We start from the raw sequence: 27,000 nt of genomic DNA, 5'->3' as shown, positions 1-27,000 counted from the left end.
CCGGTCATGCATTGTTCCTACTTCGACGCCGCCGCCTGCCGCTCCTGTACCCAGATGGGCGTGCCCTACGCGGAGCAGCTCGCCGGCAAGCAGAGGCACTGCGAGATGCTCCTGGCACCGCACACCGAACTGGAGTGGCTGCTGCCCGTCGGGAGCCAGGAGTCCGGCTTCCGCAACAAAGCCAAAATGGTGGTCGGCGGCACGGCGCAAGACCCGACCATCGGGATCCTTGATGCCGACGGCCAGGGCGTGGACCTGCGCGAGTGCGGCGTCTGCTCGCCCGGGCTGCTGGACTGCTTTCCGGTGCTGGCCGGATTCATCAGCCAGGCGAGGCTGACACCCTATGACGTTCCGCAGCGCCGCGGCGAGCTCAAGCACATCATCATCACCGAGTCCCCCGACGGAGAGGTGATGCTCCGCCTGGTCCTGCGCTCCGAGCAGCTGCTGCCGCGGATCCGGAAACACCTCCCCTCGCTCCTAGCCGCGCTGCCGCAGGTAAAGGTGGTCTCGGTCAACCTGCACCCTGAACACAAGGCGGTGCTGGAGGGCGACCGGGAGATCCTGCTGACGGAGCAGTCCACGCTGCGGATGCGGGTCAACGGACTGGACCTGCACCTGCGGCCGCAAAGCTTCTTCCAGACGAACACCCCCATGGCCGCTGCGCTGTACCGGCAGGGCCGCGAGTGGGTGGACGAGCTGGATCCGGCCTCGGTCTGGGACCTGTACTGCGGCGTGGGCGGCTTCGCCCTGCACTGCGCCGGACCCGGGCGGGACGTCACCGGGATCGAAACGAGCCGTGAAGCCATCGTCTCAGCCAAGCTCAGCAGCAAAGAGGCCGGCCTGGAACGGGTGGGGTTCCAGGCCGGCGACGCCACGGCCTTTGCTCTCGGGGCGGACCGTTCGCCGGAGCTGGTCATCGTCAACCCGCCCCGGCGCGGCATCGGCAAGGAGCTCTGCGGCTGGCTGGAGTCCTCGGACGTGCAGCATGTTGTCTACTCCAGCTGCAACGCCCAGTCACTGGCCCGCGACCTGGCCGCGCTCCCCTCGTTCACGGCCCGGCGTGCCCGGGTCCTGGACATGTTCCCGCAGACCATGCACTACGAGGTGATGGTCCTGCTCGAGCGCGCCGGCTGACCTTCCGTCAGCCGCGCACCCGTTCGACGGCGGCGGCGCTGGCTTCCTGCCCGGCCGCCCGCAGGCCCGTGACGACTCCCGCGGCGTCGGCTGCGGAGCGGTTCTGGCTCAGCTTTTCCTTGGCCTCGATGCGGGTGATCAGCAGCTCGACCCCCACGATGGCGCGCAGCTGCCCGGCGATGAACCGTTCCGGTGCATCGTCCACGCTCCATGGCTTGCCCCTGCCTTCCTCGTGCAGATCCGTCAGGCTCCGGACGTGCCGTGCCAGCCACCCGGCGTCGTCATGGATGACCAGCCGGCCGTAGACATGGGCGGTGGAGTAGTTCCAGGTGGGCACCACGCGCCCATGCTCAGCCTTGGAGGGGTACCAGGACGGCGAGATGTAGGCGTCGGGCCCCTGGAGGATGGCGAGTGCCTCACCATTTGGCAGGCTGGAGAACTGCGGGTTGTTGCGCGCGACGTGGGCGTGCAGTGCGCCGTGCTCCCCTACCGATGGTACATAGACGAACGGCAACAGTGTGGCCTGCAGGCCGTGCTCCGTCATGGTGACCAGGTTGGCCGCCGCCGGGCGGGCCAGAAGGTGCAGGACGGCGTCGGGGCCGGCGGCGAAGTGGGCGGGAATGTACATGGGTTGGTCCTTTCGGGTTTGGGGGTTATCAGGAAGCGGGGCTGTTGAGCCGCACGCGCACGGCCGCGCCGGCGCATGCGATCACGGCAAGGCCGCCGAGGGCGGTGCTCCAGGTGAGGGCCTCGCCGAGCAGGAGTGCGGCCCAGCAGATGCTCATGACGGGCTGGAGGAGCTGGACCTGGCTGACCTGGGCGATGGGTCCGACGGCCAGCCCGCGGTACCAGGCGAAGAATCCGAGGAACATGCTCACCACGGCCAGGTAGCCGAAGGCGGCCCACTGGACGGGTGTGGCCTGCGGCGGCTGGGCCGCGGCGGACACGGCGGCGAGGGCCAGCATCAGCGGGGCGGCAAGGACCAAGGCCCAGGCAATGGTCTGCCAGGAGCCCACTTCCCGTGCCAGGAGGCCGCCTTCCGCATAGCCGACGGCGGCGCAGGCCACGGCGCCCAGCAGCAGGAGGTCGGCCGAGTGCAGGTGCCCGATGCCGCCGGACTGCAGGAACGCGAAGCCGAGTGCCGCCAGCGAGCCGAGGCCGGTGACCAGCCAGAACGCCAGGGGCGGCCGCTCGCCCGTCCGCAGCACGGCTGCCGTGGCCGTGGCGGCGGGCAGAAGCGCGATGACCACTGCACCGTGCCCGGCGGGTACTGCGGTCAGGGCGTAGGAGGTGAGGAGGGGAAAGCCGACGACGACGCCCCCGGCCACCAGCGCGAGCCTGGCCCAGGTCCGCGGCCGGGGAAGCCCCTGCCGGGTGAGTGCCAGGGCCGCGGCTGCCAGGCCGGCGGCGATGACGGCGCGGCCGGAGCCGATGAACAGCGGATCCAGGCCCTCAACGGCCACGCGGGTGAAGGGAACCGTGAAGGAAAATGCCGCCACACCCAGCAGTCCCCACCAGAGCCGGTCTGCGCCTTGGCACGGGGCGGTACCGGTGGGCGGACTTGGACGGTAGCGCTACTATTGTCTTTCATGAACAACGATAGCAGTTCGCGGATCGTCCTGGCACTCCGGGAGTGGATTTCCGGTGCTGCCCCGGGTGCCCGGCTGCCCTCCACCCGGCAACTGGTGGCCGAGTACCAGGCCAGCCCGGTGACCGTCCAGAAGGCGCTGCAGGCGCTGACGGCGCAGGGGCTGATCGAGAGCCGGCCGGGCGTGGGGACCTTCGTGCGTGCTGTCCGGACGGCCCGGCCCTCCGACTTCGGCTGGCAGACGGCGGCGCTGCGGTCGCCGTCGTCGGTCCTGCCCTCCTCCAGCACCATGCGGGATGTACCGAACAGCGCCATCTCGTTCCACGCCGGATACCCGGACCGGGAACTCCTGCCCGAGCGGCTGGTCCGGGGCGCCCTGGCCCGGGCCGCGCGCGGCACCGCCGCATTGTCCCGCCCGCCTGCCGCCGGGATGCCGGAACTGCAGCAATGGTTTGCCCATGAACTGGGTTCCGCTACTCCTGCCGGCTTCACTCCCCCGACGCCGAGTGATGTGATCGTGCTGCCAGGAAGCCAGAGCGGGCTCAGCTCGATTTTCCGGGCGCTGGTGGGCGCCGGCCAGCCGCTGCTGATGGAGTCGCCCACGTACTGGGGTGCGATCCTTGCCGCGGCCCAGACCGGCGTGCGCGTGGTTCCGGTGCCGAGCGGGCCGGAGGGACCGGATCCGGCGGAACTGGCCCGGGCCTTTGCGGAAACCGGGGCCCGGGTGTTCTACGCGCAGCCCAACTACGCCAACCCCACCGGTGCACAGTGGGCGCCGGGGCGCGGGGAGGAGGTGCTGGAGGTGGTCCGCGCGCACGGTGCATTTGTGGTCGAGGACGACTGGGCGCACGACTTCGGCATCACCTCGGATCCGGTGCCGCTGGCCACAAGGGATGATGCGGGGCACGTGGTCTACATCCGGTCGCTGACGAAGAGTGTTTCCACGGCCATCCGCGTCGCGGCGGTGGTGGCCCGCGGTCCCGCCCGCGAGCGCATCCTGGCCCACCGGGCGGCGGAGTCGATGTACGTGAGCGGACTGCTGCAGGCCGCGGCGCTGGATGTGGTGACACAGCCGGGCTGGCAGACGCATCTGCGGAGCCTGCGCCAGCAGCTGCAGTCGCGGCGGGACCTCCTCGTGACCAGCATCCGCGAGCACGTTCCGCAGGCCCACGTCGAGCTCCTGCCCAAGGGCGGGCTGAACCTGTGGCTGCGTATGCCGGACGGAACGGACCTGCCCCGGCTGACCCGCGACTGCGAGGACAACGGCGTGATCATCGCCGCCGGCACCGAGTGGTTCCCCGCGGAACCCCCCGGGGCATTTGTCCGGCTGAACTTCGCCGGGCCCAACCCGGGCGCTTATCCGGAGGGCGCCCGACTCATTGGCGAGGCCCTGGCAAGGCAGGGGTAGGACGCATCTTCAAGGTTGACCAAGGAATTGATCAAGCTTTGATCATTTACACGGCTCCGCCCGTAGTTGGATGTCTACGCTGGCTCTGCGCTTCGCATCCGGACCAAGCCTTGGGGACATCAATGAACACAACTAAAGCAGTTGGCAAGCCGCAACGCGGGCACAATGTGGGAGAGATCTCCAGGGTCGGTGGCGCACGGACAACGGTAAGAAGGAGCATTACCGCGGCATCAATCGCCGGCACTCTGGCGTTATTGGTTTCCGCATGCGGAGGTGCACCGGCATCGGTCAGTGCAGTCAAGGCGGACGAAAACACGGCAACAGCAAGCTCTGCTCCGACGGCGACTCCCAAGCCGACACCCATCGCCAAGACGTCCTGTGTCACCGTTGACAGTCAAAGGACTTCAGAAGGCGCCACCTACATCTGCACCAAAGACGAAGCCGGCAGACTTCTCTGGCTCGAGGCTTCGGAGGCCAAGAGCCTCAAGGCAAAGCTCGTCGCAGCTGCAGCGGCCAAGGCGGCCGAAGAAAAGGCAGCCGCAGAGAAAGCCGCCGCCGACAAGGCGGCTGCAGATGCGGCAGCAGCCGAGGCTGCTGCCCGGCAAGCTGCCGAAGAAAAGGCCGCACAGGACGCGGCGGCAGCCCAAGCGGCCGCGGCGTCAGCGGCTGCCGCAATACCTGCACCTGCACCGCAATACGTGGCACCACCGGCGGCTGCCGCGCCTTCAGGATGCGACCCTAACTATTCAGGGTGCGTCCCTATTGCGTCGGACGTCGACTGCGCTGGGGGCAGTGGCAATGGGCCAGCCTACGTGCGAGGTCCAGTACAAGTCACGGGCAGCGACATCTATGGCCTGGACCGGGACGGCGATGGCTTAGCATGCGAATGATCTACTGATCCCTGACCAAAATGCGTCACTTTTGACTCAATGGGCTGACGGGAATCCCCGGATCGACTCGGTTTGGAACGCTGACACACTAAAAGTCACGCATTCCGGTCAGGCCGAAACCTCTAGCCGCCGGCGCGGACCAGCTCTGCGCTCTTCTCCCACAGGCCCCGGGCCAGCTCGGCGTCGTAGGCCTGCGGGTTGGCCTTGGCCAGGGCGCGCTTGGCGTAGTAGGCACCCGAAATCCAGTCGGTGCCCGGGGTGCCGTTGATGAGCCAGAGCATGGTGTCCGCGCCCTGCTCCGGGCTCAGCATGAACCGGTTCAGCAGGGTCTTGTAGGCGTGCCGGAAGGGGCTGGTGGACTCCGCGGCGAAGTTGGTGCGGACCACGCCCGGGTGGAATGCCGCCGTCGTAATTCCCTGATCGCCGTAGCGTCGGTGCAGTTCGGAGGTGAAGAGGATGTTGGAGAGCTTGCCGGTGCCGTAGGCGCGGTTGGTGGAATAACCGTGCTCAGAAGTGAGGTCGAAGAGGTCCAGCTTGCCGAAGCCGTTCGCGGCGCTGGCGGTGTTGATGACCTTGGCGTTGCTGGCCGTGAGGGTGTCCATCAGGAGGGTGGTGAGCAGGAACGGGCCCAGGTGGTTGATCTGGAAGGTGGACTCGTTGCCGTCCACGGTGAGGGTGCGCTTGCCCATGATGCCGCCGGCGTTGTTGGCGAGGACGTCGATGCGCGGGTAGTCGGACTTCAGCTGCGCGGCGAGGGTGCGGACCTGGTCCAGCTCGGCGAAGTCGGCGAGGAAGTAATCCGCGTCCAGTTCCTTGGCGAGGGCGCGGGTCTTCTCGGCGGAGCGGCCCACGATGACAACCTGCTCCCCCGCCTTCGCGAGTGCCCGGGCGGCTGCTGCGCCGATGCCGTCGCTGGCGCCGGTGATCACGATGGTGCGAGGAGTCAAGTGAGTTCCTTTGGTCTGGCGGACGGCGCTCCTGGCGGAGACGCACAAAGATAAACAACGACGGCGGCCCGGCAGGTGTTCCCGCCGCCGGACCGCCGCTGCAAAAGCAAGTAGCGCCTCCTGCCGTTTTGAGGATACAAAACGGCAGTTGGCGCTACCTGGTTGGGAAGGGGTCAGCCCGCCAGCCCGGCCAGCAGGAAGATCAGCGCGGCGATGGCGAAGCCCATCACGCCGATCAGGGTTTCCATGACGGTCCAGGTCTTCAGCGTGGTCTTGACGTCCATGCCGAAGAACCGGCCCACCAGCCAGAAGCCGGAGTCGTTGACGTGGGACACCACCACGGAGCCGGCGGCAACTGCCAGGACCATGGCGGCCACCTGCATGCCGTTCAGCCCGGCCGCTGCCACGGCGGGGGCGATGAGGCCGGCGGTGGTGGTAAGGGCAACCGTAGCCGAACCCTGGGCAATGCGGAGGATGGACGAGATCAGGAAGCCTGCCAGGATCAGCGGGATGCCCAGGTTGCCCAGGACGTCGGCGAGTGCCTGGCCGATGCCGGAGGTGCGGAGCACGCCACCGAACATGCCGCCGGCGCCGGTGATCAGGATGACGGAGCAGACCGGGCCGAGGGAGGACTCGAGCAGCTTCTCCAGGGCACCGGCGTCCTTGCCGCGCTTGGCGCCGAGCACGAACAGGGCAACCAGGACAGCGATCAGGAGGGCAACCGGGGTTTCGCCGAGGGTACGGAGCACCTGGTACCACTGCTCGTCCTTGACTCCCTCAGGCAGGACGCCGGAGGTAGCGAGGGTGTTCAGGCCGGTGTTCATGAAGATCAGGACCAGCGGCAGGAGCAGCAGGCCCACGATGGTGCGGAAGCGCGGCGGGTGGGATTCGGCCTCTGCGGAGGCGTGGCCCAGGATTTCGGGCACGGGCAGGACCAGCTTCTTGCCGGTGTACAGGCCGTACAGGTAGGCCGTGACGTACCAGGTGGGGATGGCCACGATGAGTCCGGCGATGGTCACCAGGCCGATGTTGGCATCAAAGAACGCGGAGGCGGAGACCGGGCCCGGGTGCGGCGGCAGGAAGATGTGCATCACGGAGAACGCGCCGGCGGCGGGCAGGCCGTAGCGGAGCACTCCCCCGCCCAGGCGGTGTGCGACAGCGAAGACGACCGGCAGCATGACCACCAGGCCGGCGTCGAAGAAGATGGGGAAGCCGAAGATCAGCGAGGCGAGGCCCAGCGCGAACGGGGCGCGCTTTTCACCGAACACGCCGATGAGGTAGTCGGCCAGCACCTTGGCGCCGCCACTGGTTTCGACAATGCGGCCGAGCATGGCGCCCAGGCCCACCAGAAGTGCCACGGTGCCGAGCGTGGTGCCGAAGCCGTTGATCAGCACCGGGACCACCTGGTTGGCCGGGATGCCGGTGGCGAAGGCGGTGGCGAGGCTGATCAGGATCAGGGCGATTAGGGCGTGCACGCGCAGCTTGATGATCAGGAACAGCAGCGCGAGGATCGCGGCTGCGGCGATGAGCAGCAGGGGACCTGCTCCCAGCGTCTGGGTCCATCCTTCGATGGTCATGGTTCTCCTTTGAAACAGAACTTTTGTGTTGGGGTTGGGTTTGGGGCGTTAGGAGGCGCAGGGCGCCTGTCCGGAGGGAAGCTTCAGTGCCTGCACGACGGCGGCAACCAGCTCCTCCGGCGAGCGGGAGATATCGAGGCGGAGGCTTCCGGCGTCGAGCTCTTCCTGGCTGAGCGCCTCCAGCGTGGCGAGCTGGCTGGGCAGCAGCGTGGGCGGCATGAAGTGGCCTTCCCGGCCCTGCATGCGCTGGCTGATCAGGTCCGCGCCGCCGTCGAGATGGAGGAAGAGGACCCGGCCCTCGGCTTCGGACAGCAGGTTTCGGTAGCTCTTCTTGAGCGCCGAGCAGGTCAGGACCGTGCTGCAGCCGGCTTGGGCCTGCGCGGTCATCCAGTCGCGGATCTCGCGCAGCCACGGCCAGCGGTCCTCGTCCTGCAACGGGATGCCCTGCGTCATCTTGGCGATGTTGGCCTGGGGGTGGAATTCGTCCGCCTCGGCGCAGGCCCAGCCCAACTGCTTGGACAGGGCTGCTGCGAGGGTGGATTTGCCGGATCCGGCAACGCCCATCACCACGAGGTGCGTGGGTGGATACTGCATGGTCATACCTCCGGAGAAGACGTCGTTGGCTTTCGAAGAAGCTCGCTGCGTGCCCGTGATGAAGTGGGCTACGCCATAAGGTATCACCTTTTTGATCGATAGATACTATCTTTCCGTGTCACAAGTCATACCTTTTCAGCATTCTTGGCTATCCTGAGGTTGCGCTCCGGCGCGGGAAGGCGGAAAAGAATGTCGACGGCGACAGTACAGGACGCGGATGACGCGAACGACGGCGGGGCCTCCCCCGCGATGCATGAGCGTGTCCTGGAGGCGGTCGGCATTGCCATCGCCTCCGCCAGGCTGGCCCCCGGCAGCCGGCTGACTCTTGAGGGGCTGCAGCAGGAATACGGCATTTCCCGCACGGTTGCCCGGGACACCATGAAAGTCCTGGAATCCATGAACCTGGTCTACTCGCGCCGCCGGGTGGGCATCGTGGTGCAGGAGCCTGGTCTCTGGAACGTCTACGATCCCAAGCTCGTGCGGTGGCGCCTTGCCTCCGAGCGGCGTGCCGAACAGTACAGCAGCCTTACCGAGCTGCGCATCGCCGTCGAACCCATCGCCGCTGCCGGGGCCGCGCGCCGGGCGAGCGCGGCGGAGCGTGCCCAGCTCGTTGCCCTGGGGGCTGAACTGCGCAGGCTGGGCGAGGCGGGCGACCTGCAGGCATTCCTTGCCGCGGACATCAAGTTCCACCAGCTGCTGCTGAGGAGCTGCGGCAACGAGATGTTCCGGGCACTGGAGGATATGGTGGCTGAGGTGTTGACCAGCCGCACCAGGCAAGGCTGATGCCGTTCAAGCCGCGGAATGAGGCGCTGCAGGCGCACGAGGATGTGGCGGCGGCGGTGGCGCGCGGGGACACCGTGGTGGCAGAACGGGCCATGCACCACATCCTGGACGAGGTGCGCGAGGCGATGGGGCTGCACTAGGTAACAGGAAGGCCGTCTGGCCTCTTTCCGGTTGTCCCGATCCTGAGTAGCCTGCTAGTAGGGCCCATGCAAGAGGCCCTGCCGTGCAGGAACAGCTGTGAGGTGCACAATGGCCATCACCGGACAGTCACGTACAGGATCAGTAACGGCGCCTGCCGTCGTTCCGCGGAGCAAGGGCCGCGTGGTGGTCAACTGGATCACCACCACGGACCACAAAACCATCGGGTTCCTGTACCTGATCACGTCGTTCGTGTTCTTCTGCCTGGCCGGTGTGATGGCCCTGCTGATCCGGGCGGAGCTCTTCGAACCCGGGATGCAGATCCTGCAGACCAAGGAGCAGTACAACCAGCTGTTCACCATGCACGGCATCGTGATGCTCCTGATGTTCGCCACGCCCCTGTTTGCAGGGTTCGCGAACTTCATCATGCCGCTGCAGATCGGCGCCCCGGACGTGGCGTTCCCGCGGCTCAACGCCCTGGCATATTGGTTCTTCCTGTTCGGTTCCACCATTGCCGTGTCCGGCTTCATCACCCCTCAGGGTGCCGCGTCCTTCGGCTGGTTCGCCTACACCCCGCTGTCCAACACCACGTTCAGCCCGGGGCTGGGCGGGGACCTGTGGGTCTTCGGGCTGACCCTCTCCGGTTTCGGCACCATCCTGGGCGCCGTCAACTTCATCACCACCATCATCTGCATGCGCGCCCCCGGCATGACCATGTGGCGGATGCCGATCTTCACCTGGAACACCTTGATCACCTCCGTGCTGGTGATCATGGCGTTCCCGCCCCTGGCGGCAGCCCTGTTCGCGCTCGGTGCGGACCGCCGCTTCGGCGCCCACATCTACAATCCGGAAAACGGCGGGCCCATTCTGTGGCAGCACCTGTTCTGGTTCTTCGGCCATCCCGAGGTCTACATCATCGCGCTGCCGTTCTTCGGCATCGTGTCCGAGATCTTTCCGGTCTTCAGCCGCAAGCCGATCTTCGGCTACAAGGGGCTGGTGTACGCCACGATTTCCATCGCCGCGCTGTCCATGACTGTATGGGCGCACCACATGTACGTCACCGGTTCGGTGCTGCTGCCGTTCTTCGCGTTCATGACCATGCTGATCGCGGTGCCCACCGGGGTGAAGTTCTTCAACTGGATCGGCACCATGTGGCGCGGCTCACTGACGTTCGAGACGCCCATGCTGTGGAGCATCGGCTTCATGATCACGTTCCTGTTCGGCGGCTTGACCGGCATCATCCTGGCCTCCCCGCCGCTGGACTTCCACGTCTCGGACTCCTACTTCGTGGTGGCCCACTTCCATTACGTGGTGTTCGGCACCGTGGTGTTCGCGATGTTCGCCGGGTTCTACTTCTGGTGGCCGAAATTCACGGGCAGGATGCTGAACGAGCGCTTGGGCAAGATCCACTTCTGGATGCTCTTCCTGGGCTTCCACGGCACCTTCCTGATCCAGCACTGGCTGGGCGTTGAGGGCATGCCCCGCCGCTACGCCGACTACCTGGTGGAGGACAACTTCACCTGGATGAACCAGTTCTCCACCATTTCATCCATGCTGCTGGGTGCCTCGCTGATTCCGTTCTTCTGGAACGTCTTCATCACGTCCCGCAGCACCCGCAAGGTTGCGGTGGATGATCCTTGGGGCTTCGGGGCCTCGCTCGAGTGGGCCACGTCCTGCCCGCCGCCGCGGCACAACTTCACATCGCTCCCGCGCATCCGCTCAGAACGTCCGGCCTTGGACCTGCACCACCCTGAAATCCGCGTTCGCGAGCATGAGACCACGCACAGCCCCGCAGCCGCCGCCCTGGGTGCGGCCGACATCGGCGAGAAGGATGTCCGCAGTCCAAACCCCGACGAATAGCTGAAAGCTATCTTGGGAGCAGCAGACCCTCGGGAACGTGCTGCCCGGCGAACTCCCGGGCCTGCAGGGCGAACTTCAGGCCGCCGTCGGTGACGAGTGCCCGGTCGAAGTAGTTCTTTTTTGGACCCATGAGCTGCAGACACTTGAGGTTCCAGCGGACCGTCCGGTTAATGTCCACGGCCCATTCCGCCGGTATCGGATGACCGGACCGGGTGACCATGCCTGCCGCTTCCAGTTCACTGCGGATCACGTCAACCCGCTCGGTCAGCGGCGGTGCGATGCCGCTGATGAGCCAGTCCATATAGAGCCGGGTGGTCAGGTATACGGCAGGGTGTTCCGGGAGCGCGATGGTCTCCACCATGTAGTCCCAAAGCTCGTCCGGACGGCCGATGTAGTGGCGCCCGCGCGGCGCCAGGAGCAGCCGGCCCTTCCGTTTTTGCAGCAGCTTCCAGTCAAGCATGTGCTGCCGCAGTTCGAGGATGGGCGGGGTCTGGCTCTCACGGTTGCCTTTGCCGACGATCCTGCTGTCCCACCCCAGCTCTTCCAGCGCCTGTTTGACCACAGCAGGCTTCAGGTAGCCGTCCTTGGTCAGCTCCAGCCCGTCACCGGAGGCAGCGTGCAGGAACCACAAGATGGGGCCCAGCGCCATGCTGCGTTCCTGATCAGTGAGTGGCTGCGGCCACCACTGCAGGCTCAGCATCCGGAGCCGGCGGTTGATGGCCTCTGGATCCAGAGCCGTGGGGTCGAACGGCCTAAACTCGCCTGTCACTTGAAAAGTCCAGGACCGTGCCTCGGAATGCTCCGGATGGTGATCATCCGCCAAGGCCTCCATCAACTGCCTGTAGCCGAACGGTCCGCCAGAGTCCTCCACCGGGCCACGGTTGGCCCCATCCACGAACCGTAGCTCGGCCGGATTAAGCTTGCCGCTGCCCACCAGCTCCACATGGTGTGTCCAGTTGTCGCCGAAGTCGTAGTCATAGTCAAAGGCCATGCCCGCCTTCGCCGGGTCCAGGAGCTCGGAAAGTACGACGCCGGATGGGGCCTCTGCGCGGAAACCGTCCTGGCCGTCGTCGGGATCGGTGATTGTCCGCTTCCTGCCAGTTCTGTCCGTGGTCTGGATGCCGTATAGATGGCGGTTTTCCCAGCCGAAGGCGGCTTGGACGACCAGGTGGAATTGCTCCACTGTCAGCGCTTCAGGAACCAGCAGCCTTCGCCAGATAAGCGGTTCGGTATCTTCGATGCTGATCCGCAGGTCGAGGGCCGGAACGGTTTCGGTGCTGTCCATGCTGGCCATTCTGTCAGGAGGATGGGATGAAGGAAGAAGCAGCACAGCCGGGTTAACAAAAGCAGGGCTTGCCATGACGGCAAGCCCTGCTTCGAGAAACCTAACGGTCCCGGAACTCTAGGAAATTAGAGAGCCTGGATGTTGGTGGCCTGGGGACCCTTGGGGCCCTGCTCGGTGTCGAAGGAAACCTTCTGGTTCTCTTCGAGGGAGCGGAAGCCGTTGGAGTTGATCGCGGAGTAGTGCGCGAAAACGTCCTGCGAGGAGTCGTCCGGGGAGATGAAGCCGAAGCCCTTTTCAGCGTTAAACCATTTGACGGTGCCAGTAGCCATTATTTTTTGTCCTTCGTGAAGGTGGAGGGAAAGTCCCGACTTTCGGGCCCTCCGGTGTGGGGTGTTCAAAACCGCTACTTCAGAAGAACGCGGACTTTCGACCGCGCGTACTGCCTGAACTACCAAATGCAAACACAACAACGGGTTCAACACTACAGGACTTTTCAGATTTGCCTAGCCAAGCACGTCACAGGGCACCGGCAGGCCCCTCGACCGGCCGGGCGAATGGCATAGTCTGCACTCACATCGAGCAGCACTCTTTGAACGGGGGAACCAGCCATGGAGATGCCCAAAGCAAGCGAAGAAGACAAGGAACGCTTCCGGTCGGTGGTGCCGGACCAGCCCGACGTCGTGGTGAAGCCGATGTTCGGCAACCTGGGCGCGTTCGTCAACGGCAACATGTTTGCCGGGCTCTTCGGCCCCACCATCGGCGTGAAGCTCTCGGACGAGGACCGGGTGATGCTGGAATCCTCTGAACGGACTGTCCCCTTCGGTCCGGCAGACCGCCCCATGGCCGGCTACTCCGGGCTTCCCGAGGTGTGGAACGAGGAGGGCGACGGCGACGATGCCCGGGCCAAGGCCTGGGTCACCAAGCCTACGAATTCGTGTCCACGCTCCCGGCGAAGGAACCCAAGGTCCGGGCGCCGAAGACCGCCGGGAAGTAGCTGCGCAGCCGCGTCTCAAGCCCCCTTGTTTACTGCCGGTTGCGGCGTAGGGTTTTCCCATGCAACCGATTCGGGCCATCCTGCTACCCGGTGCCGTCCTGCCCGCACCCTTGGCCTACTCGGCCCTTATAGAGGCCCTCGGGCCGGGCGTGGAGGCGGTCGCCAAAGACCTCGAGCTCTACAGGGGCGATGCACCGCCCGCGGACTGGACCCTGGACACGGAGGTTGCTGGTGTCCTGCGCGAGGCGGACGCGCGGGGCTGGGACACGTTCCACCTGGCGGGCTACTCAGGGGGCGGCTCCGTAGCGCTGGCGGTGGCCGCCAAACACCCCGAAAGGCTGCAGAGCCTGGCCCTGCTCGAGCCGGCCTGGGCGGGGAACTGGGACTGGAGCCCGGCCTACGCCGAACACCGGAAGGGGTACAGGCACCTGGAATCCCTCCCTCCCGAGCAGTTCCTCCCCGCCTTCATGCGGCTGGGAGTAAGGCCCGACGTCGTCCTTCCGCCGCCGGAGCCCGGTCCCCCGCCGCCCTGGATGGCCAAGCGTCCCGCGGGCATCAGAGCGTTCCTCAGGAACTTCGACAACTACGACCTGGACAGGTCCCGGCTGGCCGCCTTCAGCCACCCCGTCTTCTTCGCCCTCGGCGGCCTGAGCCATCCGGATGACTACGGTGACACTGCAGCCAGGCTTGCCCGGGTCTTCTTCCCGGACTTCCACCTTGAGGTCTTCCCCCGGCGCCACCACTTCGACCCGCCGCACCGCATCGAGCCGCAGCGGCTCGCCGACGGGCTCCGGCGGCACTGGGAACTGGCCGAGGCGGAAACCGGTGGACGGCACGTGGCCGCGGAATCCCGGACCGGGTAAGTCGGCGCCCCAGCCGGCATGCCAGCCGCCGGGGATCTGAGGGTCAGCCGGCGCTGGGTCCCTGGATGTTGTGCTGCCTGCCGTGACGGGCGAAGTAGGCGTAAACCATCAGGGTGATCCCGGCGAGGATCATGACCGCGGGGACGGCGAAGTCCAGGGGGATGAGCTGCGCCATCGACTGCAGCGCGAAAATCACTCCCAGCACTGCAAGGACTGCAGCCGGAATCAAGGGCCACTTCATGCGCTCCACGCGGTCGGCAGTCCGGACCGGGACGAGGGACAGCGCACCGAAAGTGGCCGCCAGCCCCAGGAACAGGACGGCCGCGACGGGGGTACCCTGCAGCTGCTGCGGGATGGTCACGATCAGTGCAAGTGTCAGCATCACCCCGCACGGGATCAGGGCCCACCAATTCCCGCGTTCCCGAAGGTAGACGGCTGCGAAGCCCCCGGCCATGAAGAGGAACAGGAAGGCGCCGGCCGCGCTGTTCCCGGTGAACCGCGTGGCGGTGGCTACGGCAGCCAGGCCCAGGAACACCGAACCGGGGATGGCCGCCCACCAGTTCTCCCGGCGTCGGGCGAACAGGGACAGGAACAACACCCCGGCGCCGGCGAAGACCAGCGGCGCCAGGAGGGCTGCACTCTCCACCACGCCCAGCCGGTCGAGGAGCCACAGCACACCCACCAGCATCAGGACGATGCCTCCGACGATGCTTGTGTTTGCCGATTTCACCCTGTGCCTCCCGGAGTCCGGCAGGCGGCCGTGCGCCGCCCTTCTTCTCTCAGGCTAGGGGCGGCGCCGGAACCTGAAGTAGGGTCAAAAGCCCCCGTCTTCGTCGGCCGGCTGCTGCTGAACTGCGACGCACCGGTGGTGTCAGCCGGGCGGCCCGGGGCTCGTGGCGGTGCCCAGGATGTGGGCCAGGGGCGGGTTCAGCTGCTGCACCACGAACCTGAACCGCTCGTTGTCCTGGACCGTGAAACCTGCTGCGGTGATGGCCTGCAGCGTGTCCCGGTTGAGGTGGCACCCGCCCATGAAACGCCGCCAGACGGGCGTGATCAGGTCTTCCACTGCTGCAAGGAAAGGGCGGTCGGAACGGACGTGTTCGTAGTAGGCAAGAGTTCCGCCGGGCCGCAGGACGCGCCGGATTTCCGCGAGAACGGCGGCCTGGTCCTCAACACTGCACAGAACGAGGCTCGCAGCCACGGCGTCCGCGCTTCCGCTTTCGGCAGGGATGTGCTCCCCTGCAGCCGAGACCACAGTCACTGGGACACTGGCATTGGCGGCCTGTTCCTGGGCCAGGCTCCTCAGATAGTCGTCGGGTTCCAGCGCCAGGACGTGGGTGACAGCGGGCGGGTAGAGCGCAAAAGAGGATCCAGTCCCCGCACCGATTTCGATGACTGAACCGTGCAGGCCGGCCAGCATGCGCCGGCGGTGCTCAGTTGCCCCGCGGCGGTCCATCCCTTCCACCCCCCGTGCGAAGGCACGCGCAAAGCAGGGGTGCTGAAAGCGGCGCATCCCAGGTTCCATGACCACTCCTTTCCTGGTTGCCCACCATTATTCGCCTAGGGTGGGCCAAATGGACTCCCCCGGCGCTTTGTGAGAAGCTTCACAGGTTTTGTGTGGTGCGCGCCACGACATCCACCGGTGGCGCAGAAGCACCACCCGCATCTGACACGCTCTTTATGGAGGGAACCCACACTTATGAGCGATGCCTTATCAGCCATCAATAACGTGATCTGGAGCGACTGGCTCGTCTATCTCTGCCTTGCCACCGGAGTCTACTTCTCCGTCCGGACACGCTTCCTTCAGGTCCGCCACGTCAAGGGCATGTTCCAGCAGCTCCTCCACGGTGAGAAGTCCGCCTCGGGCGTCTCCTCGTTCCAGGCCCTGGCCATGTCCCTGTCCGGACGCGTCGGCACCGGCAACGTCGCCGGCGTCGCCACCGCCATTGCCTTCGGCGGACCGGGCGCCCTGTTCTGGATGTGGGCCGTCGCCTTCCTGGGCGCGTCCACGTCGTTCGTCGAATCAACCCTCGGCCAGATGTACAAGACCCGCGACCCGCTGACCGGCGAGTACCGCGGCGGCCCGGCCTACTACTTCTCCCGCGCCTTCGCCCACACCAAGGGCGCCGGCTTCTTCAAGGTCTACGGCTACGTCTTCGCCGCCGTGACTGTCCTTGCCTGCGGCGTCCTGATGCCGGGCGTCCAGACCAACTCCATGGCCACCGCCATCAGCGGCGCCTGGACCATCCCGTCGTGGGTCGTGGCCGTCGGCTCCGTCATCCTCCTGGCACTTGTCGTCATGGGCGGCGTAAAGCGCATCGCCAGCGTGGCATCGTTCGTGGTGCCGTTCATGGCCGCCGGCTACATCCTGCTCGCCCTGATCGTCGTCGTCATCAACGCCGCCCAGCTGCCGGAAATCCTCTCGCTGGTGTTCCGCAGCGCCTTCGGCATGGACTCCGCCCTCGGCGCCATCATCGGCCTGGCCGTCATGTGGGGCGTCAAGCGCGGCGTCTACTCGAACGAGGCCGGCCAGGGCACGGGCCCGCACGCGGCCGCTGCCGCCGAAGTCTCGCACCCGGCAAAGCAGGGCCTGGTCCAGGCCTTCGCGGTGTACATCGACACACTGTTTGTCTGCTCGGCCACCGGCTTCCTGATCCTCTCCACCGGCGCCTACCGCGTCTTCTCCGGCGGCAGCGAAGACGGCGAGGTCCTTGCCGAGGGCGGGCTGCTCTCGGCGAGCGCCGTCGTCGGGCCGCAATATGTCCAGGCCGGCTTCGACTCCGTCTTCCCCGGCGTCGGTGCCGCGTTCATCGCGATCACGCTGGTCTTCTTCTGCCTGACCACTGTCATCGCCTACTACTACATGGCCGAGACCAACCTGCGCTTCCTCCTGGGCAGCTCGTCGGCCAAGATGATTCCGGGCCTGCGGACCAGCCTCGGCCGCGCGACCACCGTCGCGTTGCAGGTGGCCATCCTCGTTGCCTCCGCCTACGGCTGCGTGAACACGGCCGCCGACGCGTGGGTGATGGGCGATATCGGCGTCGGGCTCATGGCCTGGCTGAACATCGTCGGCATCCTGGTCCTGCAGAAGCCCGCCTTCAAGGCGCTCAAGGACTTTGAGCGGCAGCAGAAGCTCGGCCTCGACCCCGTCTTCGACCCGCGGCCCCTCGGCATCACCGGGGCCACCTTCTGGGAGTCCTACAAGACGGCCGAGCGCGAGAAGGAATCCGCGCGCAGCTAGCGCACACCCCAGATGCAGCAGGCCGTGTGCCGCGTCCACGCGCGGTGCGCGGCCTGCTGCGTTGGTGGCGCTTAGTCCCCGCTCAGGCTTGTCCAACAAACGCGTAGCACTTGTTAGGCTGGAATTCCCCGGATCCACCATGAAAAGCGAGGCAAACGTGCATCAGGACGCCGCCCGGTTCCTGTCCCAGCCGGTGGCAGCCCAGCCCGGATCGCCGCTCCGCGTTGCCGTCTACTCGCGCATCGCCGAAGCCATCCGCAACGGCCTCCTCACGCCCGGCTCCATGATCCCCACCGAAACCGAACTCGGCGCCGACATGAAAGTCAGCCGCACTGTAGTCCGCGAAGCCCTCATGCTCCTCGAGGAGGACGGCCTGATCAGGGCGCGGCGCGGCGTCGGACGCTTCGTCTCGGACACCCTCCCCCGCATCGGCATCGAACGGATCCGCCCGTTCGAGGAGGTCCTGGGCAGCCCGGGCCAGCAGATCGAGGTCAAACGCGTCCAGGTGGTCCGGCAGGAGGCCTCCGAGTTCGTCGCCCCCGGCATCGGCGTCGACCCCGGCGCCGAATGCTGGCTCTGGGAATCCGTCCTCCTCCGCGACGGCGAAGCCATCGCCCACCTGCAGGAAAACGTCACCGCCCAGGCGGTCAGCCTCGGCAAGGGCGCGGCCACACCCCTCGAAATAAAGGACGACGGCGGCGCGACCCTGCTTGCCGCACTCACCACCCAGCTGGGCCGGGTTCCGGGTCCGGGCGAATGCCAGATCAGCCTGAGCCAGGTGGGCCCCAGCCGCGCCAAGCTGCTGGACCTCCGCGGCTCGGACCCGGTGCTGGTCCTCACCCAGTACGTCCGCCAGAACAACCGGCCCTTCTACCTGGCCAAATGCCTGATCGCCGCCCGGGCAGGGCATCTGTCCATCATGCAGTCGTTCCCGTCCTAAGAGACTGCCGATGAACGGCAACAAGACCCATCGGCGCCAGCACGGCTCGCGTCGGCTGCTCTTAAGCATTTTTCTGCTCGTAGGGCTCGCGACACTGCTGGCTGTCTTCGGCCCCGCCATACTCAGTGGATTGCGCACCGGGGACGGCTCTCTGCTCTGGCGGCCGGAGTGCGTCGTCGACACGCCGGAGGGGGAAGTGGGGCTGAGCCGGGACCAAGCGAAGCTGGCCACAACTGCGGTGGCACTCCAGGCCCGGGGAGTTGCGGCGCCGGACACCTCCGGCATCGACTCGGCGGTGCTGCAGCGGCTGGCCGACGGTCCTTCCGGCGGTGCCGGCCCTTCCCTGGCCTGCCGGGGCTCGGCCGCCAGGGACCTGCCGGTAGAAGACATCGGCGCCACCGGCCTGACACCCCGCGCCGAGCAGTTGCGCGGAGCATTGACCGAAGCGTTCGGCAACCAAAGCCTGGGCGGGTTCGCCCCGGGCGGTGTTGACCAGGGCCACGGGGCGGACTCCACGCACTACGACGGCCGCGCCATCGACGTCTTCTTCCGCCCGGTGACTGAGGAGAACCGCCGTCAGGGGTGGATCCTGGCTCACTGGCTCGTCGCCCACGCCGAGGACCTGGACATCCAGTACGTGATCTTCGACGACCGGTTTTGGAGCGCACACAGCTCCCGGGCGCAGTGGCGGGACTACGACGCACCTGAACCCGGTAACGAGATCCTTCGCCATCTCGACCATGTGCATGTGGATGTGCTGGGCGGAAGTCCCGGCTAAGGGAGCTGGCCCTCCCCTCCACATCACTCGAGGTTTAGACCGGCGCAACCACCAGGGATCCGGCAGACTCAACCATCGAAAAGTGCCCAAGCAGCGTCTCCACAAGGTGCGGCGCGAAGTCCTGTTCCAGCGACAGCACCACGCGGCACCGTGCACCCCGCACCTCCGGGTAGCCGGCGTACAGCCCGCGCATGTCGCAGACCGTCTGCCCGCGGGAGGGTCCGGTGGAGGTGTCGACGGCGGCACGCACCACCGGCGCCACCGCCGCCTGCACAGCGCCGACGGCGAGCGCCGCGGCCAGCGGATCGTGCATCGCCGAGCAGGGCCGGCCGTAGATGCCCTCGTAGAAGCGGAAGTAGTAGCCCAGCATCTCCCCCAGCGCCCGCGGCACGGGCGCGGATGAGGCCAGCAGCTCCTGCCGGTGGTGATCCTCGAGGACGGACCCCATGGTCACGTCCAGCGGCACCAGCGTGATGTCCCAGTCTGCGGCGAGCACCAGGGCGGCGGCCTCGGGATCGTTCCAGATATTGGCCTCGGCAACGGGCGTGATGTTGCCGGGCGCCAGCGCGGCCCCGCCCATCACCGTCACAGAGTGCACCAGGGAAGGCAGCGCGGGCTCCAGCCGCAGGGCCTCGGCGATGTTGGTCAGTGGGCCGATGGCAAGCACGCGCAGCGTCCCGGGATACGTCCGGGCCAGCCGCACCAGCATCTCCGCCGCGGACTCGGAAGCCAGCGGAGCAGGCGAGGCGGCCAGCGAAACCTCCCCGATGCCGTTCTCCCCGTGCACCCACGGCGCCCCTCCCCCGAAGGAGCCGGCCAGCGGATCATGCGCACCAAGGGCAACGGGAATGTCCGCGGCGCCGGCGAGCTGGAGCAGGTCCAGGGTGTTGCGGGCCCCGACGGCGGCACTGACGTTGCCGCTGACAGCCCCGATCCCCACCAGGTCGGCGGCGGGGGCGGCGAGCAGGTAGGCGAGGGCGAGGGCATCGTCGATCCCGGTGTCGCAGTCCAGGTAGAACGGGGCAGTGGCAGTCATGGGTCTTCTTTCAGGTTCGGTGAAGGGAATGAGGGATCAGACGGTCTCGCCCTTGGGGGCGGCAACGAAGAGGCTGACGATGAATGCGGCGGCCGTGATGCCCACCGAGATCCAGAGGGCGGTGGCGTACCCGGCGGACGTGGACAGGGCGGCGAAGGGTGCCACAAGCACGACGCCGAGACTCGCCCCGATGCCGAAGGAGGCACCGTTGATGCCGGGCAGCGCGGCCGGGGCTTCCTTGGGCGAAAGCAGCACCGAGAGCCCGTTGATGGCGGTGAGGAAGAAACCGTTGTAGAAGATGCCGAGGGCCGCGACGGCCACGAGCACCGCCACCTGGCTCTCCGAGAACGCGGCCGCGGCGATGGCGCAGGCAAGGCTCAGTCCGGTTCCGGCGCGCAGGGTTTTGATCCAGCCGCGGCGGTCGGCCAGCCAGCCGGCGAGCGGCGCGGCGAACACGCCGATCAGCGCGGCGGGGGTGAGGAACAGCAGGGCCGAGACGGACGCCGAAAGCCCGAAGCCGCCGTCGGGATCCTGGCTGAGCAGCACCACGGTGAAGTTGATGACCGCGAAGATGCCGGCAAGCGTCAGGACGGTGGTGGCGATGACCGGCCACACCTGGCGGGAGCGGAGGTGGTGGACGGCGATCAGCGGGTGGCTGCGCCGCTTTTCGATGAACCAGAACGCGGCGAAGGACGCGATGGTGGCGGCCAGCAGCGCCAGGGTGCCGGGCGCGGTCCAGCCCGCGGCGGATCCGCCGGAGACGAAGTACGTGGTGAATACGAGGAACAGCGAGAGCGAGCCGGCGCCCCACCAGTCCATGGCGCCGCGGATGCCGCTCGGACGCCCGGCCGGAACGATGCGGATGATGCAGGCGGCGGCGATAGCGGTCAGGACCAGGACGACGACGAAGATGGACCGGAAGCCGAGCGTCTCGGCCATGAGCCCGCCCACGTAGCCGTCCACGCCGCCCACTCCCCCGTTGATGGCAGCGATGATGCCCACCGACGTGCCGAACACCTTCGCCTGCAGGTTCTCGCTGAGGACGATGTAGGCCAAGGCGAAGACCGCGCTGGAGACGCCCTGCAGGAACCGGCCGGTGATGAGCAGTTCCAGCGTGGGCGCGGTGATGCAGAGGATGGTGCCGGCGCCCATGATGCCGAGGACCAGCAGCAGGGCGGCGCGGCGGCCGATGAAGTCGCTCCACCGGCCGATCACCGGCCCGGCGATGGCGCCGGCCAGGAAGAACATGGACTGGACCGGGGCCGCGGCGTCGGCGTTCCGGCCGAAGCTGGCCGCGATCTGCGGCAGCGCGGGGGTGACCATGCTGGCGTTGAGCTGGAAGGACAGCACACCGAGCAGCAGGGTGGAGATGAGCAGGGCGGCACGGCGGCCGGAGAATTTGGCGTCCCCCTCGGGAAGGACGACGGCGGATGCGGCGTCCGCGGGAGGTGCGGCGGCCGCCGGGGCTGGGGTGTTCACATCAAACTCCTTTGTTCGAGCAGGGGTTCTTGCATCTTTGTTTGGCAAGATTCGAGTTGTTATACAACCATGTATGACTGACAAGTACAACCCATGCCGTACACTGAATTTTGTTCCTGCCCCTTCCGGCACCCCTCCGAAAGAGACTTTCCATGAGCAATCGACTTCCTGCCGTCACCGTGGTCGGCAGCATCAACCTGGACCTGATCGCCACCGCCGAAAGGCTTCCCACCGCCGGTGAAACCATCGGCGGCGGTGTGCTCTCCGAGCAGCCCGGCGGCAAGGGCGCCAACCAGGCCGCGGCCGTGGCACGGCTGGGCGGCACGGCCCGCATGGTCGGTGCGGTGGGCAAGGATGCGCAGGGCCAGCGGATGCTGGATGCCCTGGCGGGTGCCGGCGTCGACACCGCCGATGTGGCCGTCCTGCCCGAGGCGACCGGCACCGCGCTGATCGTGGTGGACAGCGACGGCGAAAACCAGATTGTGGTGTGCCCGGGCGCCAACTCGCACCTCTCGGTGGACGACGTGGAGTTCGGCCCGGACGAGACGGTGCTGTGCCAGCTGGAGGTGGGCCTGCCAGTGGTCCTGGAGGCGGCCCGGAAGGCGCAGGGTGTCTTCGTGCTGAACGCGGCCCCGGCCATGGACCTGCCAGCGGAACTGCTGGAGCGCTGCGACCTGGTAATCGTCAACGAGAGCGAGTACGCCCTGATTCCCGCCCTTGCCGGTGCGAAGCTCGTGGCGGTGACGTACGGCGGCGAGGGGTCCGCCATGTTTGAGCGCGGCCGGAAGGTCGCCGAGGCGCCGGCCGCCGCCGCGACCGTGGTGAACACCGTTGGTGCGGGCGACGCGTTCTGCGCGGCCCTGGTGCTGGCGCTCGGATCCGGGCTGGACTACGCAGCGGCGCTTGCCGTCGCCAACGCCGTGGGCGCGGACGCCGTGGGCGACCCGTCATCCCAGCCCGCGCTGGCCCCGCTGGCCTCGTACGTGGCACGGGTTTCGCCGGCGGACGTGGCCGGACAGTGAGCCTGACGTTCCGGCCGGCGGCCCCGGCGGATTACGACGACGTCCGGCGGGTCACGCGGGACGCCTACCTTTCCGCCGGGCACTTCGCCGCAGACCACCCGTACATGGGCGTGCTCGAGGACGTGGAACACCGGGCCGAGCATGCCGAGGTGTGGGTTGCCGAGAAGTCCGATTCGGTGGTTGCGGCTGTGACGCTGACGTTCGCCGGCCAGCCCTACAGCGAGATCGCGAAAGACGGGGAGCTGGAGTTCCGGATGCTCGCCGTGGACCCCGCCATCCAAGGCGGTGGCGTCGGAAGGGCGGTGGTGCGCCGCGTCATCGAGCATGCCCGGTCACTGCCGGAGATCGGCGCGATCAGCATCACCAGCGCCACGTTCATGGAGCGCGCCCACGCCCTGTACGAGTCCCTGGCTTCCGCCGCGCCCCGGAGCGGGACTGGTATGTGCCGGGCGAGGACGTGCTGCTGTGGGTGTTCCGGCTGGACCTCGCTGGTTGAGCCCGTCGAAACCGGTGGTTGAGCCTGTCGAAACCGACCCGGTCGCAGCCCGGATTCCCGCCCCAAAGCGGGGGTTCAGAAGATAAAATAGGCCATGGTTGTGCTCTTCTCAGCTATGGGTATCCTGCTTTGGGTCGGCTTCCTTCTCGCCCTTGCGGTTCTCTTCGGAGTCATCTGGGTCGTCGGCCACACGATCATCGGGATTGTGTCCCTCGTCGGCCTTGCGACCCGCCCGAAGGCGGTTGCCGGCCCGAACCGCAACGTCCGGCCAGCACCGAGGCCGGTTGCTCCCCCACGGAATGCCACGCCGGCCCGCAAACCGCACGCGCCAAAACCGCCCGCGCCGAAACTACCGGCCCCTGAACTGACGCCGGACATCATGCCCAAGTGGAACGCGGCGCACCGGCGCTACGTGGACCGGGACCTGGCCGACTGGCAGGAACAATTCGACGCGCTGAACCGCCGCAATCTGTAGCTTTGTTGGGAGCCCAACGCTGACAAAGCAAAAAGGATGGCCCAACCTCACGGGGGCCATCCTCGTCCTGACGATTACGCAGTTGCCGACTCACTTCTCAGCGGTTCACGTGCCCGCATTCGCCGTCCAGCTTGTGGCCAAACCACGACGGGCTGGAGAAATCGGTGAACCCTTTGGAAGTGGCGTCCAGCGAAGCGAGGTCGCTGTTCGTCGAATGTTCGCCATAGCCAGGCGTAACACCGGCCGGATCGGCTACGTCCCCGAGGGGATGATGGTCGAAGGCCACGTCGCTGGCACAGTCAAAGGATTCCACGATCGGGTGGATAGTGGCCGATGCGGCCGGAGCGAATCCAAGGCCTGTTCCTAGCACTATGACGCCAACCATGATTGGCGTCCTGATCCGTGACATCGTCTTTTCCTTCCCTGCTTTATGAGCGGGCACGGGCGTGCCCAGGATCATTAAGCTCCGGCAGGACGCCCCCCGCAACGCAATTTTTCTGCAAGGCTACGACCCGGGAGGGCCTACCGCCGCAGGCTGTAGGGCCTCGTCGGCCAGCCTTGCCACGCTGTTCACCGGCCATTCACGTCCTTCTCGGAACCTGTCCAACCGGCCTTCCTACGGTCGGAGGCATGGACAACATTTCCCGCAGATCCCTCATATCCGCCGGCCTCGGGGCAGGCCTGGTCGCCGCCCTGCCGGGTGCCGCCGTCGCGGTTTCCACCGCTGACGACGCCGGACTCCGCACCGACCGTTCATGCTCGGCATCGCCTCGGGCGAGCCGTGGCCGGACGGCTTCGTGATCTGGACGCGCCTGGCGCTGGACCCGCTGGCCGAGGACGGGCTGGGCGGCATGCCATCGCGGCAGGTCCCCGTCGCGTGGGAAGTAGCCGAAGACCGGAACATGCGCACCGTGGTGGCCCGCGGCGTCGAGCAGGCCCGGATCGAAACCGGGCACTCGGTCCACGTCGAGCTCAAGGGCCTCAAGCCCGGCGGCGAATACTTTTACCGGTTCCGCAGCGGCCGCCACATCAGCGAGGTGGGCCGCACCCTCACCAGCCCCGCGCCGCACGAAACGCCAGCCGCGCTGGCGATGGCCTTCGCCAGCTGCTCCCAGTACGAGCACGGCTACTTCACCGCCTACACCCGCCTGGCCGAGGACCACCCGGACCTGGTGCTGCACCTGGGCGACTACCTCTACGAGTATAAGAAGGACAGCTACGTGATCGGCGGCGGCAACCCGCGCGACCACCAGGGCCCCGAGACGGTCACGCTGGCCGGTTACCGGCAGCGGCACGCCCAGTACAAATCCGACGCCGACCTGCAGGCAGCGCACGCGATCGCACCGTGGCTGGTGGTCTGGGATGACCACGAGGTGGACAACAACTGGGCGGACGAGGTCCCGGAAAACACGGACGCGGGCCAGATGAATGACACCACCGAGCGTTTCCGGCAGCGCCGTGCCGCCGCGTTCCAGGCGTACTACGAGAACATGCCGCTGCGTGCTTCCACGGTGCCGGCCGGGTTCGATATGAAGATCTACCGCACCATCCAGTGGGGCCTGCTGGCCAACTTCCACATGATGGACACCCGGCAGTACCGCGACGACCAGCTCGCCGGCGACGGCTGGAAGAAGAACGTGGCCGAGCGCCTCGCGGAGGACCGCAGCATCACCGGCGCCGAGCAGGAAAAGTGGCTGCTGGACGGGTTCCGGAAGTCCACCCAGCGCTGGGACATCCTGGGCCAGCAGGTGTTCTTTGCCGAACGGGACCGCAACGCAGCCCCCGAGATCGACGACGTCTCCATGGACGGCTGGGACGGGTACGCCGCCTCCCGCCGCCGCATGACCCAGGGCTGGATCGACGCGAACGTGCGCAACGCCGTCGTCCTCACCGGCGACGTGCACCGCAACTGGGCCTGCGACCTCAAGGTGGACTACAAGGACCCGGCCTCCCCCGTGGTCGGCTCGGAGCTGGTCTGCACCTCCATCACCTCCACCGGCAACGGCACCGGTTCCACCACGGACCCGGTGATGGCCTGGAACCCGCACCTGAAGTTCTTCAACGACAACCGCGGCTACGTGAACACCAAGATCACCAGGGACGCGATGACCGCCGACTTCCGGGTACTGGATTACGTCACGACGCCGGGCGCCCCCGTGTCCACGAAGGCCTCCTTCCGGATCCAGGACGGCGTGCCCGGCCTGTCGGCGCAGGGGTAACCACCGGAACAACGCCCGTACGACGGCGGGGCGCCGGCTTACCTGCCGCAGCCCGCCGTCGTACGTCCTGCTGGTTGTCCTGCTAGTTGTCCGGCTCGGGCGCCGGGCGCGTCCCCTCGTCCGTGCCCTCCCCCGTTGTCGGCACGAAGTTCCAGTCGAAGGACCCGTCGGTCCGCAGCGTCAGCCGGAGGAAACCGTGGGTGTCGCTGAACCGCTTCTCGATGTACCGCGGGCTGCTGGTGAAGGGGCGGAGTTCGATGCCGCCCGTGGACACCTGGAACGCCGTGATCCCGTCATCGTCGCACCGGTCCCGGTTGTTCACGGCACAGGACCGTTCGTAGTTGTGCTGCGACCCGGACAGGGTCAGGCGGACCCGGTGCTTCCACATCACGTCGATCCAGGGCTTGTGGTCCTCGGCCCGCTCATGCGCCTCCGTCTCCGAGGTGAAGTAGGCTCGTGGTGCACCACGGCCAGGTGCTTGCCCGCTTCCTTCGCGGCAGCGAGGTCTTTGTCCAGCCACCTCGTCAGCGCCCGGGCCTCCCGGGGGTTGTACCGCCACTGCCCGGACGGCAAGAAGGCGAAGTGCCAGTTCCCGAAGTCCTTCGAGTACGCCTTCCCGTTGCCGATGAAGCCCAGCTCCTGGTTGATGGCGGCCTTCGCCGTGGACCCCGGGCACTGGCCGTTCATGAAGTTGTCCAGGTCCTCGTTCCGGCCCGGTTCCCAGTCATGGTTGGGGCCCGCCACCCAGTACAGCTTGCTCATCGTGCCGCCCCAGAGCGGCGTCCAGTAGTCCACCAGGTCCTCGCAGTAGGCGGTGTCGTACTGGAAGTCCCCGAGCCCCAGGAACGCGTCGATCTCGTTGTTCTCCACCAGTTCGGTGATCGCCGCGGCGTTCCGGCCTGACGGGCTCTCCGTCGATGTTCTCCTCACCGTTCATGTCCCCCACGGCGGCGACGCGGACGTCCACCGGTGCGGTAGTTGGCGGGGGCGGATCGGGATCGCCGGTGCACCCCGAAACGGTAATTGCCAAAACGGCTGCGAGGGCTGCGGCCGCACTCCGGAAGCGTCTGCCGCGGGGAAGTGCTGACCGCATCCGTTACCCTCCGAAAATTCGGACCACCTGCCGGGTAGCGGCTCCCAGCCACCGCCCGGCACCCTTTGATACTCGTAAGGGCCCGGCAGGCTGTCAAGGGCGGGCACTGCTGTTGGGTGGTGTGCCGGGGATGCCGGAACGGTTCGAGGACGCTGTTCCG

The 27,000-nt window shown here is 67.1% G+C and carries 24 protein-coding genes and 4 pseudogenes; 14 read left to right on the top strand and 14 right to left on the bottom strand.

Going from position 1 to position 27,000, the window contains the following annotated elements; all coding sequences use genetic code 11:
- Window positions 1-6: 6 nt before the first annotated feature.
- Window positions 7-1,134: a 23S rRNA (uracil(747)-C(5))-methyltransferase RlmC gene (rlmC, locus tag G205_RS10160; protein ID WP_009372940.1), complete on the top strand. Its 1,128-nt coding sequence runs from the start codon at window positions 7-9 to the stop codon at window positions 1,132-1,134.
- Window positions 1,135-1,141: 7 nt separating this feature from the next.
- Here the strand turns inward: rlmC and G205_RS10155 are convergent, their stop codons facing one another.
- Entirely contained in the window at window positions 1,142-1,762 is a 621-nt protein-coding gene (locus G205_RS10155) for an FMN-binding negative transcriptional regulator (protein WP_009372939.1), read from the bottom strand.
- A gap of 28 nt (window positions 1,763-1,790) precedes the next feature.
- Window positions 1,791-2,633 (bottom strand): DMT family transporter, encoded by an 843-nt coding sequence (locus tag G205_RS10150; protein WP_009372938.1) that lies wholly within the window; start codon window positions 2,631-2,633, stop codon window positions 1,791-1,793.
- Between the two features lie 90 nt (window positions 2,634-2,723).
- Here G205_RS10150 and G205_RS10145 point away from each other — a divergent pair, with 90 nt between their 5' ends.
- Together G205_RS10145 and G205_RS22720 are read left to right on the top strand one after the other, a co-directional pair.
- Entirely contained in the window at window positions 2,724-4,130 is a 1,407-nt protein-coding gene (locus G205_RS10145) for an aminotransferase-like domain-containing protein (protein ID WP_009372937.1), read from the top strand.
- 122 nt (window positions 4,131-4,252) lie between these two features.
- Window positions 4,253-5,020, top strand: a complete 768-nt coding sequence (locus tag G205_RS22720; protein ID WP_235046855.1) for a hypothetical protein — start codon at window positions 4,253-4,255, stop codon at window positions 5,018-5,020.
- Between the two features lie 122 nt (window positions 5,021-5,142).
- Here the strand turns inward: G205_RS22720 and G205_RS10135 are convergent, their stop codons facing one another.
- The 3 genes from G205_RS10135 to G205_RS10125 all read right to left on the bottom strand — a co-directional run bounded on the left by G205_RS10135 (window position 5,143) and on the right by G205_RS10125 (window position 8,138).
- Entirely contained in the window at window positions 5,143-5,967 is an 825-nt protein-coding gene (locus tag G205_RS10135) for an SDR family NAD(P)-dependent oxidoreductase (protein ID WP_009372935.1), read from the bottom strand.
- Between the two features lie 173 nt (window positions 5,968-6,140).
- Window positions 6,141-7,544 (bottom strand): GntP family permease, encoded by a 1,404-nt coding sequence (locus tag G205_RS10130; RefSeq protein ID WP_009372934.1) that lies wholly within the window; start codon window positions 7,542-7,544, stop codon window positions 6,141-6,143.
- Window positions 7,545-7,592: 48 nt separating this feature from the next.
- Complete coding sequence (locus G205_RS10125; protein WP_035752688.1) at window positions 7,593-8,138, bottom strand: gluconokinase; 546 nt, start codon at window positions 8,136-8,138, stop codon at window positions 7,593-7,595.
- Window positions 8,139-8,327: 189 nt separating this feature from the next.
- Here G205_RS10125 and G205_RS10120 point away from each other — a divergent pair.
- A pseudogene (locus G205_RS10120) lies at window positions 8,328-9,061 on the top strand (FadR/GntR family transcriptional regulator).
- Between the two features lie 109 nt (window positions 9,062-9,170).
- Window positions 9,171-10,919, top strand: coding sequence for an aa3-type cytochrome oxidase subunit I (ctaD, locus tag G205_RS10115; protein WP_009372932.1), 1,749 nt, complete (start codon window positions 9,171-9,173; stop codon window positions 10,917-10,919).
- 7 nt (window positions 10,920-10,926) lie between these two features.
- Here ctaD and G205_RS20600 read toward each other — a convergent pair whose 3' ends face one another.
- Together G205_RS20600 and G205_RS10105 are read right to left on the bottom strand one after the other, a co-directional pair.
- Entirely contained in the window at window positions 10,927-12,204 is a 1,278-nt protein-coding gene (locus G205_RS20600) for a plasmid pRiA4b ORF-3 family protein (RefSeq protein WP_009372931.1), read from the bottom strand.
- 125 nt (window positions 12,205-12,329) lie between these two features.
- Window positions 12,330-12,533 carry a cold-shock protein gene (locus G205_RS10105; protein WP_009372930.1) on the bottom strand — a complete coding sequence of 68 codons (204 nt, stop codon included), beginning with the start codon at window positions 12,531-12,533 and terminating at the stop codon, window positions 12,330-12,332.
- A 279-nt stretch (window positions 12,534-12,812) separates the two neighbouring features.
- Here G205_RS10105 and G205_RS22715 point away from each other — a divergent pair.
- Window positions 12,813-13,198: pseudogene (locus G205_RS22715) on the top strand (TfoX/Sxy family protein).
- Between the two features lie 59 nt (window positions 13,199-13,257).
- Complete coding sequence (locus tag G205_RS10100; protein ID WP_052014095.1) at window positions 13,258-14,061, top strand: alpha/beta fold hydrolase; 804 nt, start codon at window positions 13,258-13,260, stop codon at window positions 14,059-14,061.
- Window positions 14,062-14,104: 43 nt separating this feature from the next.
- Here the strand turns inward: G205_RS10100 and G205_RS10095 are convergent, their stop codons facing one another.
- Both G205_RS10095 and G205_RS10090 read right to left on the bottom strand, forming a co-directional pair.
- A complete protein-coding gene (locus G205_RS10095; protein WP_009372928.1) occupies window positions 14,105-14,791 on the bottom strand; it encodes an acetate and sugar kinases/Hsc70/actin family protein in 687 nt (228 codons plus the stop codon).
- Window positions 14,792-14,932: 141 nt separating this feature from the next.
- Complete coding sequence (locus G205_RS10090; RefSeq protein WP_235046854.1) at window positions 14,933-15,517, bottom strand: class I SAM-dependent methyltransferase; 585 nt, start codon at window positions 15,515-15,517, stop codon at window positions 14,933-14,935.
- 243 nt (window positions 15,518-15,760) lie between these two features.
- Here G205_RS10090 and G205_RS10085 point away from each other — a divergent pair, with 243 nt between their 5' ends.
- The 3 genes from G205_RS10085 to G205_RS10075 all read left to right on the top strand — a co-directional run bounded on the left by G205_RS10085 (window position 15,761) and on the right by G205_RS10075 (window position 19,020).
- Window positions 15,761-17,302, top strand: a complete 1,542-nt coding sequence (locus tag G205_RS10085; protein ID WP_009372926.1) for an alanine/glycine:cation symporter family protein — start codon at window positions 15,761-15,763, stop codon at window positions 17,300-17,302.
- Window positions 17,303-17,441: 139 nt separating this feature from the next.
- The gene (locus G205_RS10080; protein ID WP_009372925.1) at window positions 17,442-18,242 is read left to right on the top strand and encodes a GntR family transcriptional regulator; all 801 of its coding nucleotides are present in this window, start codon (window positions 17,442-17,444) and stop codon (window positions 18,240-18,242) included.
- Between the two features lie 130 nt (window positions 18,243-18,372).
- Window positions 18,373-19,020 carry a VldE C-terminal domain-containing protein gene (locus G205_RS10075; RefSeq protein WP_235046853.1) on the top strand — a complete coding sequence of 216 codons (648 nt, stop codon included), beginning with the start codon at window positions 18,373-18,375 and terminating at the stop codon, window positions 19,018-19,020.
- Between the two features lie 34 nt (window positions 19,021-19,054).
- On the opposite strand, the gene G205_RS10070 is transcribed toward G205_RS10075, so the two are convergent.
- Both G205_RS10070 and G205_RS10065 read right to left on the bottom strand, forming a co-directional pair.
- Window positions 19,055-20,056: a nucleoside hydrolase gene (locus G205_RS10070; RefSeq protein ID WP_009372923.1), complete on the bottom strand. Its 1,002-nt coding sequence runs from the start codon at window positions 20,054-20,056 to the stop codon at window positions 19,055-19,057.
- A gap of 36 nt (window positions 20,057-20,092) precedes the next feature.
- Complete coding sequence (locus G205_RS10065; RefSeq protein WP_009372922.1) at window positions 20,093-21,535, bottom strand: MFS transporter; 1,443 nt, start codon at window positions 21,533-21,535, stop codon at window positions 20,093-20,095.
- 152 nt (window positions 21,536-21,687) lie between these two features.
- Here G205_RS10065 and G205_RS10060 point away from each other — a divergent pair, with 152 nt between their 5' ends.
- From G205_RS10060 to G205_RS10050, 3 genes and pseudogenes are all read left to right on the top strand, one after another.
- A complete protein-coding gene (locus tag G205_RS10060; RefSeq protein ID WP_009372921.1) occupies window positions 21,688-22,557 on the top strand; it encodes a ribokinase in 870 nt (289 codons plus the stop codon).
- A pseudogene (locus tag G205_RS10055) lies at window positions 22,554-23,053 on the top strand (GNAT family N-acetyltransferase). Before G205_RS10060 ends, G205_RS10055 begins: the two are co-directional and overlap by 4 nt.
- Before the next feature lie 115 nt (window positions 23,054-23,168).
- Entirely contained in the window at window positions 23,169-23,528 is a 360-nt protein-coding gene (locus G205_RS10050) for a hypothetical protein (protein ID WP_235046852.1), read from the top strand.
- Between the two features lie 97 nt (window positions 23,529-23,625).
- Here the strand turns inward: G205_RS10050 and G205_RS10045 are convergent, their stop codons facing one another.
- The gene (locus G205_RS10045; protein ID WP_009372918.1) at window positions 23,626-23,937 is read right to left on the bottom strand and encodes a hypothetical protein; all 312 of its coding nucleotides are present in this window, start codon (window positions 23,935-23,937) and stop codon (window positions 23,626-23,628) included.
- A gap of 221 nt (window positions 23,938-24,158) precedes the next feature.
- Between G205_RS10045 and G205_RS10040 the strand changes: the two are divergent.
- Window positions 24,159-25,747: pseudogene (locus tag G205_RS10040) on the top strand (alkaline phosphatase D family protein).
- An 82-nt stretch (window positions 25,748-25,829) separates the two neighbouring features.
- Here G205_RS10040 and G205_RS22710 read toward each other — a convergent pair.
- Both G205_RS22710 and G205_RS22705 read right to left on the bottom strand, forming a co-directional pair.
- The gene (locus G205_RS22710) at window positions 25,830-26,138 is read right to left on the bottom strand and encodes a metallophosphoesterase family protein (RefSeq protein WP_235046851.1); all 309 of its coding nucleotides are present in this window, start codon (window positions 26,136-26,138) and stop codon (window positions 25,830-25,832) included.
- Window positions 26,135-26,677, bottom strand: a complete 543-nt coding sequence (locus G205_RS22705; RefSeq protein WP_009357901.1) for a hypothetical protein — start codon at window positions 26,675-26,677, stop codon at window positions 26,135-26,137. Before G205_RS22705 ends, G205_RS22710 begins: the two co-directional genes overlap by 4 nt.
- Between the last annotated feature and the right edge of the window lie 323 nt (window positions 26,678-27,000).

The organism is Arthrobacter nitrophenolicus, from assembly GCF_000332815.1.
Taxonomy (GTDB): Bacteria; Actinomycetota; Actinomycetes; order Actinomycetales; family Micrococcaceae; genus Arthrobacter; species Arthrobacter nitrophenolicus.
Note: the sequence above shows the minus strand (reverse complement) of the source record. Positions and strands in the feature narration are given on the sequence as shown.

What these genes read in the sequence shown, in the direction of transcription:
- G205_RS10155 (WP_009372939.1), bottom strand. Translation starts at nt 1,762, where the DNA reads ATGTACATTCCCGCCCACTTCGCCGCCGGCCCCGACGCCGTCCTGCAC.
- G205_RS10105 (WP_009372930.1), bottom strand. Translation starts at nt 12,533, where the DNA reads ATGGCTACTGGCACCGTCAAATGGTTTAACGCTGAAAAGGGCTTCGGC.
- G205_RS10130 (WP_009372934.1), bottom strand. Translation starts at nt 7,544, where the DNA reads ATGACCATCGAAGGATGGACCCAGACGCTGGGAGCAGGTCCCCTGCTG.
- G205_RS20600 (WP_009372931.1), bottom strand. Translation starts at nt 12,204, where the DNA reads ATGGACAGCACCGAAACCGTTCCGGCCCTCGACCTGCGGATCAGCATC.
- G205_RS10070 (WP_009372923.1), bottom strand. Translation starts at nt 20,056, where the DNA reads ATGACTGCCACTGCCCCGTTCTACCTGGACTGCGACACCGGGATCGAC.
- G205_RS10045 (WP_009372918.1), bottom strand. Translation starts at nt 23,937, where the DNA reads ATGTCACGGATCAGGACGCCAATCATGGTTGGCGTCATAGTGCTAGGA.
- G205_RS22720 (WP_235046855.1), top strand. Translation starts at nt 4,253, where the DNA reads ATGAACACAACTAAAGCAGTTGGCAAGCCGCAACGCGGGCACAATGTG.
- G205_RS10060 (WP_009372921.1), top strand. Translation starts at nt 21,688, where the DNA reads ATGAGCAATCGACTTCCTGCCGTCACCGTGGTCGGCAGCATCAACCTG.
- G205_RS10145 (WP_009372937.1), top strand. Translation starts at nt 2,724, where the DNA reads ATGAACAACGATAGCAGTTCGCGGATCGTCCTGGCACTCCGGGAGTGG.
- G205_RS10100 (WP_052014095.1), top strand. Translation starts at nt 13,258, where the DNA reads ATGCAACCGATTCGGGCCATCCTGCTACCCGGTGCCGTCCTGCCCGCA.
- ctaD (WP_009372932.1), top strand. Translation starts at nt 9,171, where the DNA reads ATGGCCATCACCGGACAGTCACGTACAGGATCAGTAACGGCGCCTGCC.
- G205_RS10090 (WP_235046854.1), bottom strand. Translation starts at nt 15,517, where the DNA reads ATGGACCGCCGCGGGGCAACTGAGCACCGCCGGCGCATGCTGGCCGGC.
- G205_RS10050 (WP_235046852.1), top strand. Translation starts at nt 23,169, where the DNA reads ATGGGTATCCTGCTTTGGGTCGGCTTCCTTCTCGCCCTTGCGGTTCTC.
- G205_RS10080 (WP_009372925.1), top strand. Translation starts at nt 17,442, where the DNA reads ATGAAAAGCGAGGCAAACGTGCATCAGGACGCCGCCCGGTTCCTGTCC.
- G205_RS10085 (WP_009372926.1), top strand. Translation starts at nt 15,761, where the DNA reads ATGAGCGATGCCTTATCAGCCATCAATAACGTGATCTGGAGCGACTGG.
- rlmC (WP_009372940.1), top strand. Translation starts at nt 7, where the DNA reads ATGCATTGTTCCTACTTCGACGCCGCCGCCTGCCGCTCCTGTACCCAG.
- G205_RS10125 (WP_035752688.1), bottom strand. Translation starts at nt 8,138, where the DNA reads ATGCAGTATCCACCCACGCACCTCGTGGTGATGGGCGTTGCCGGATCC.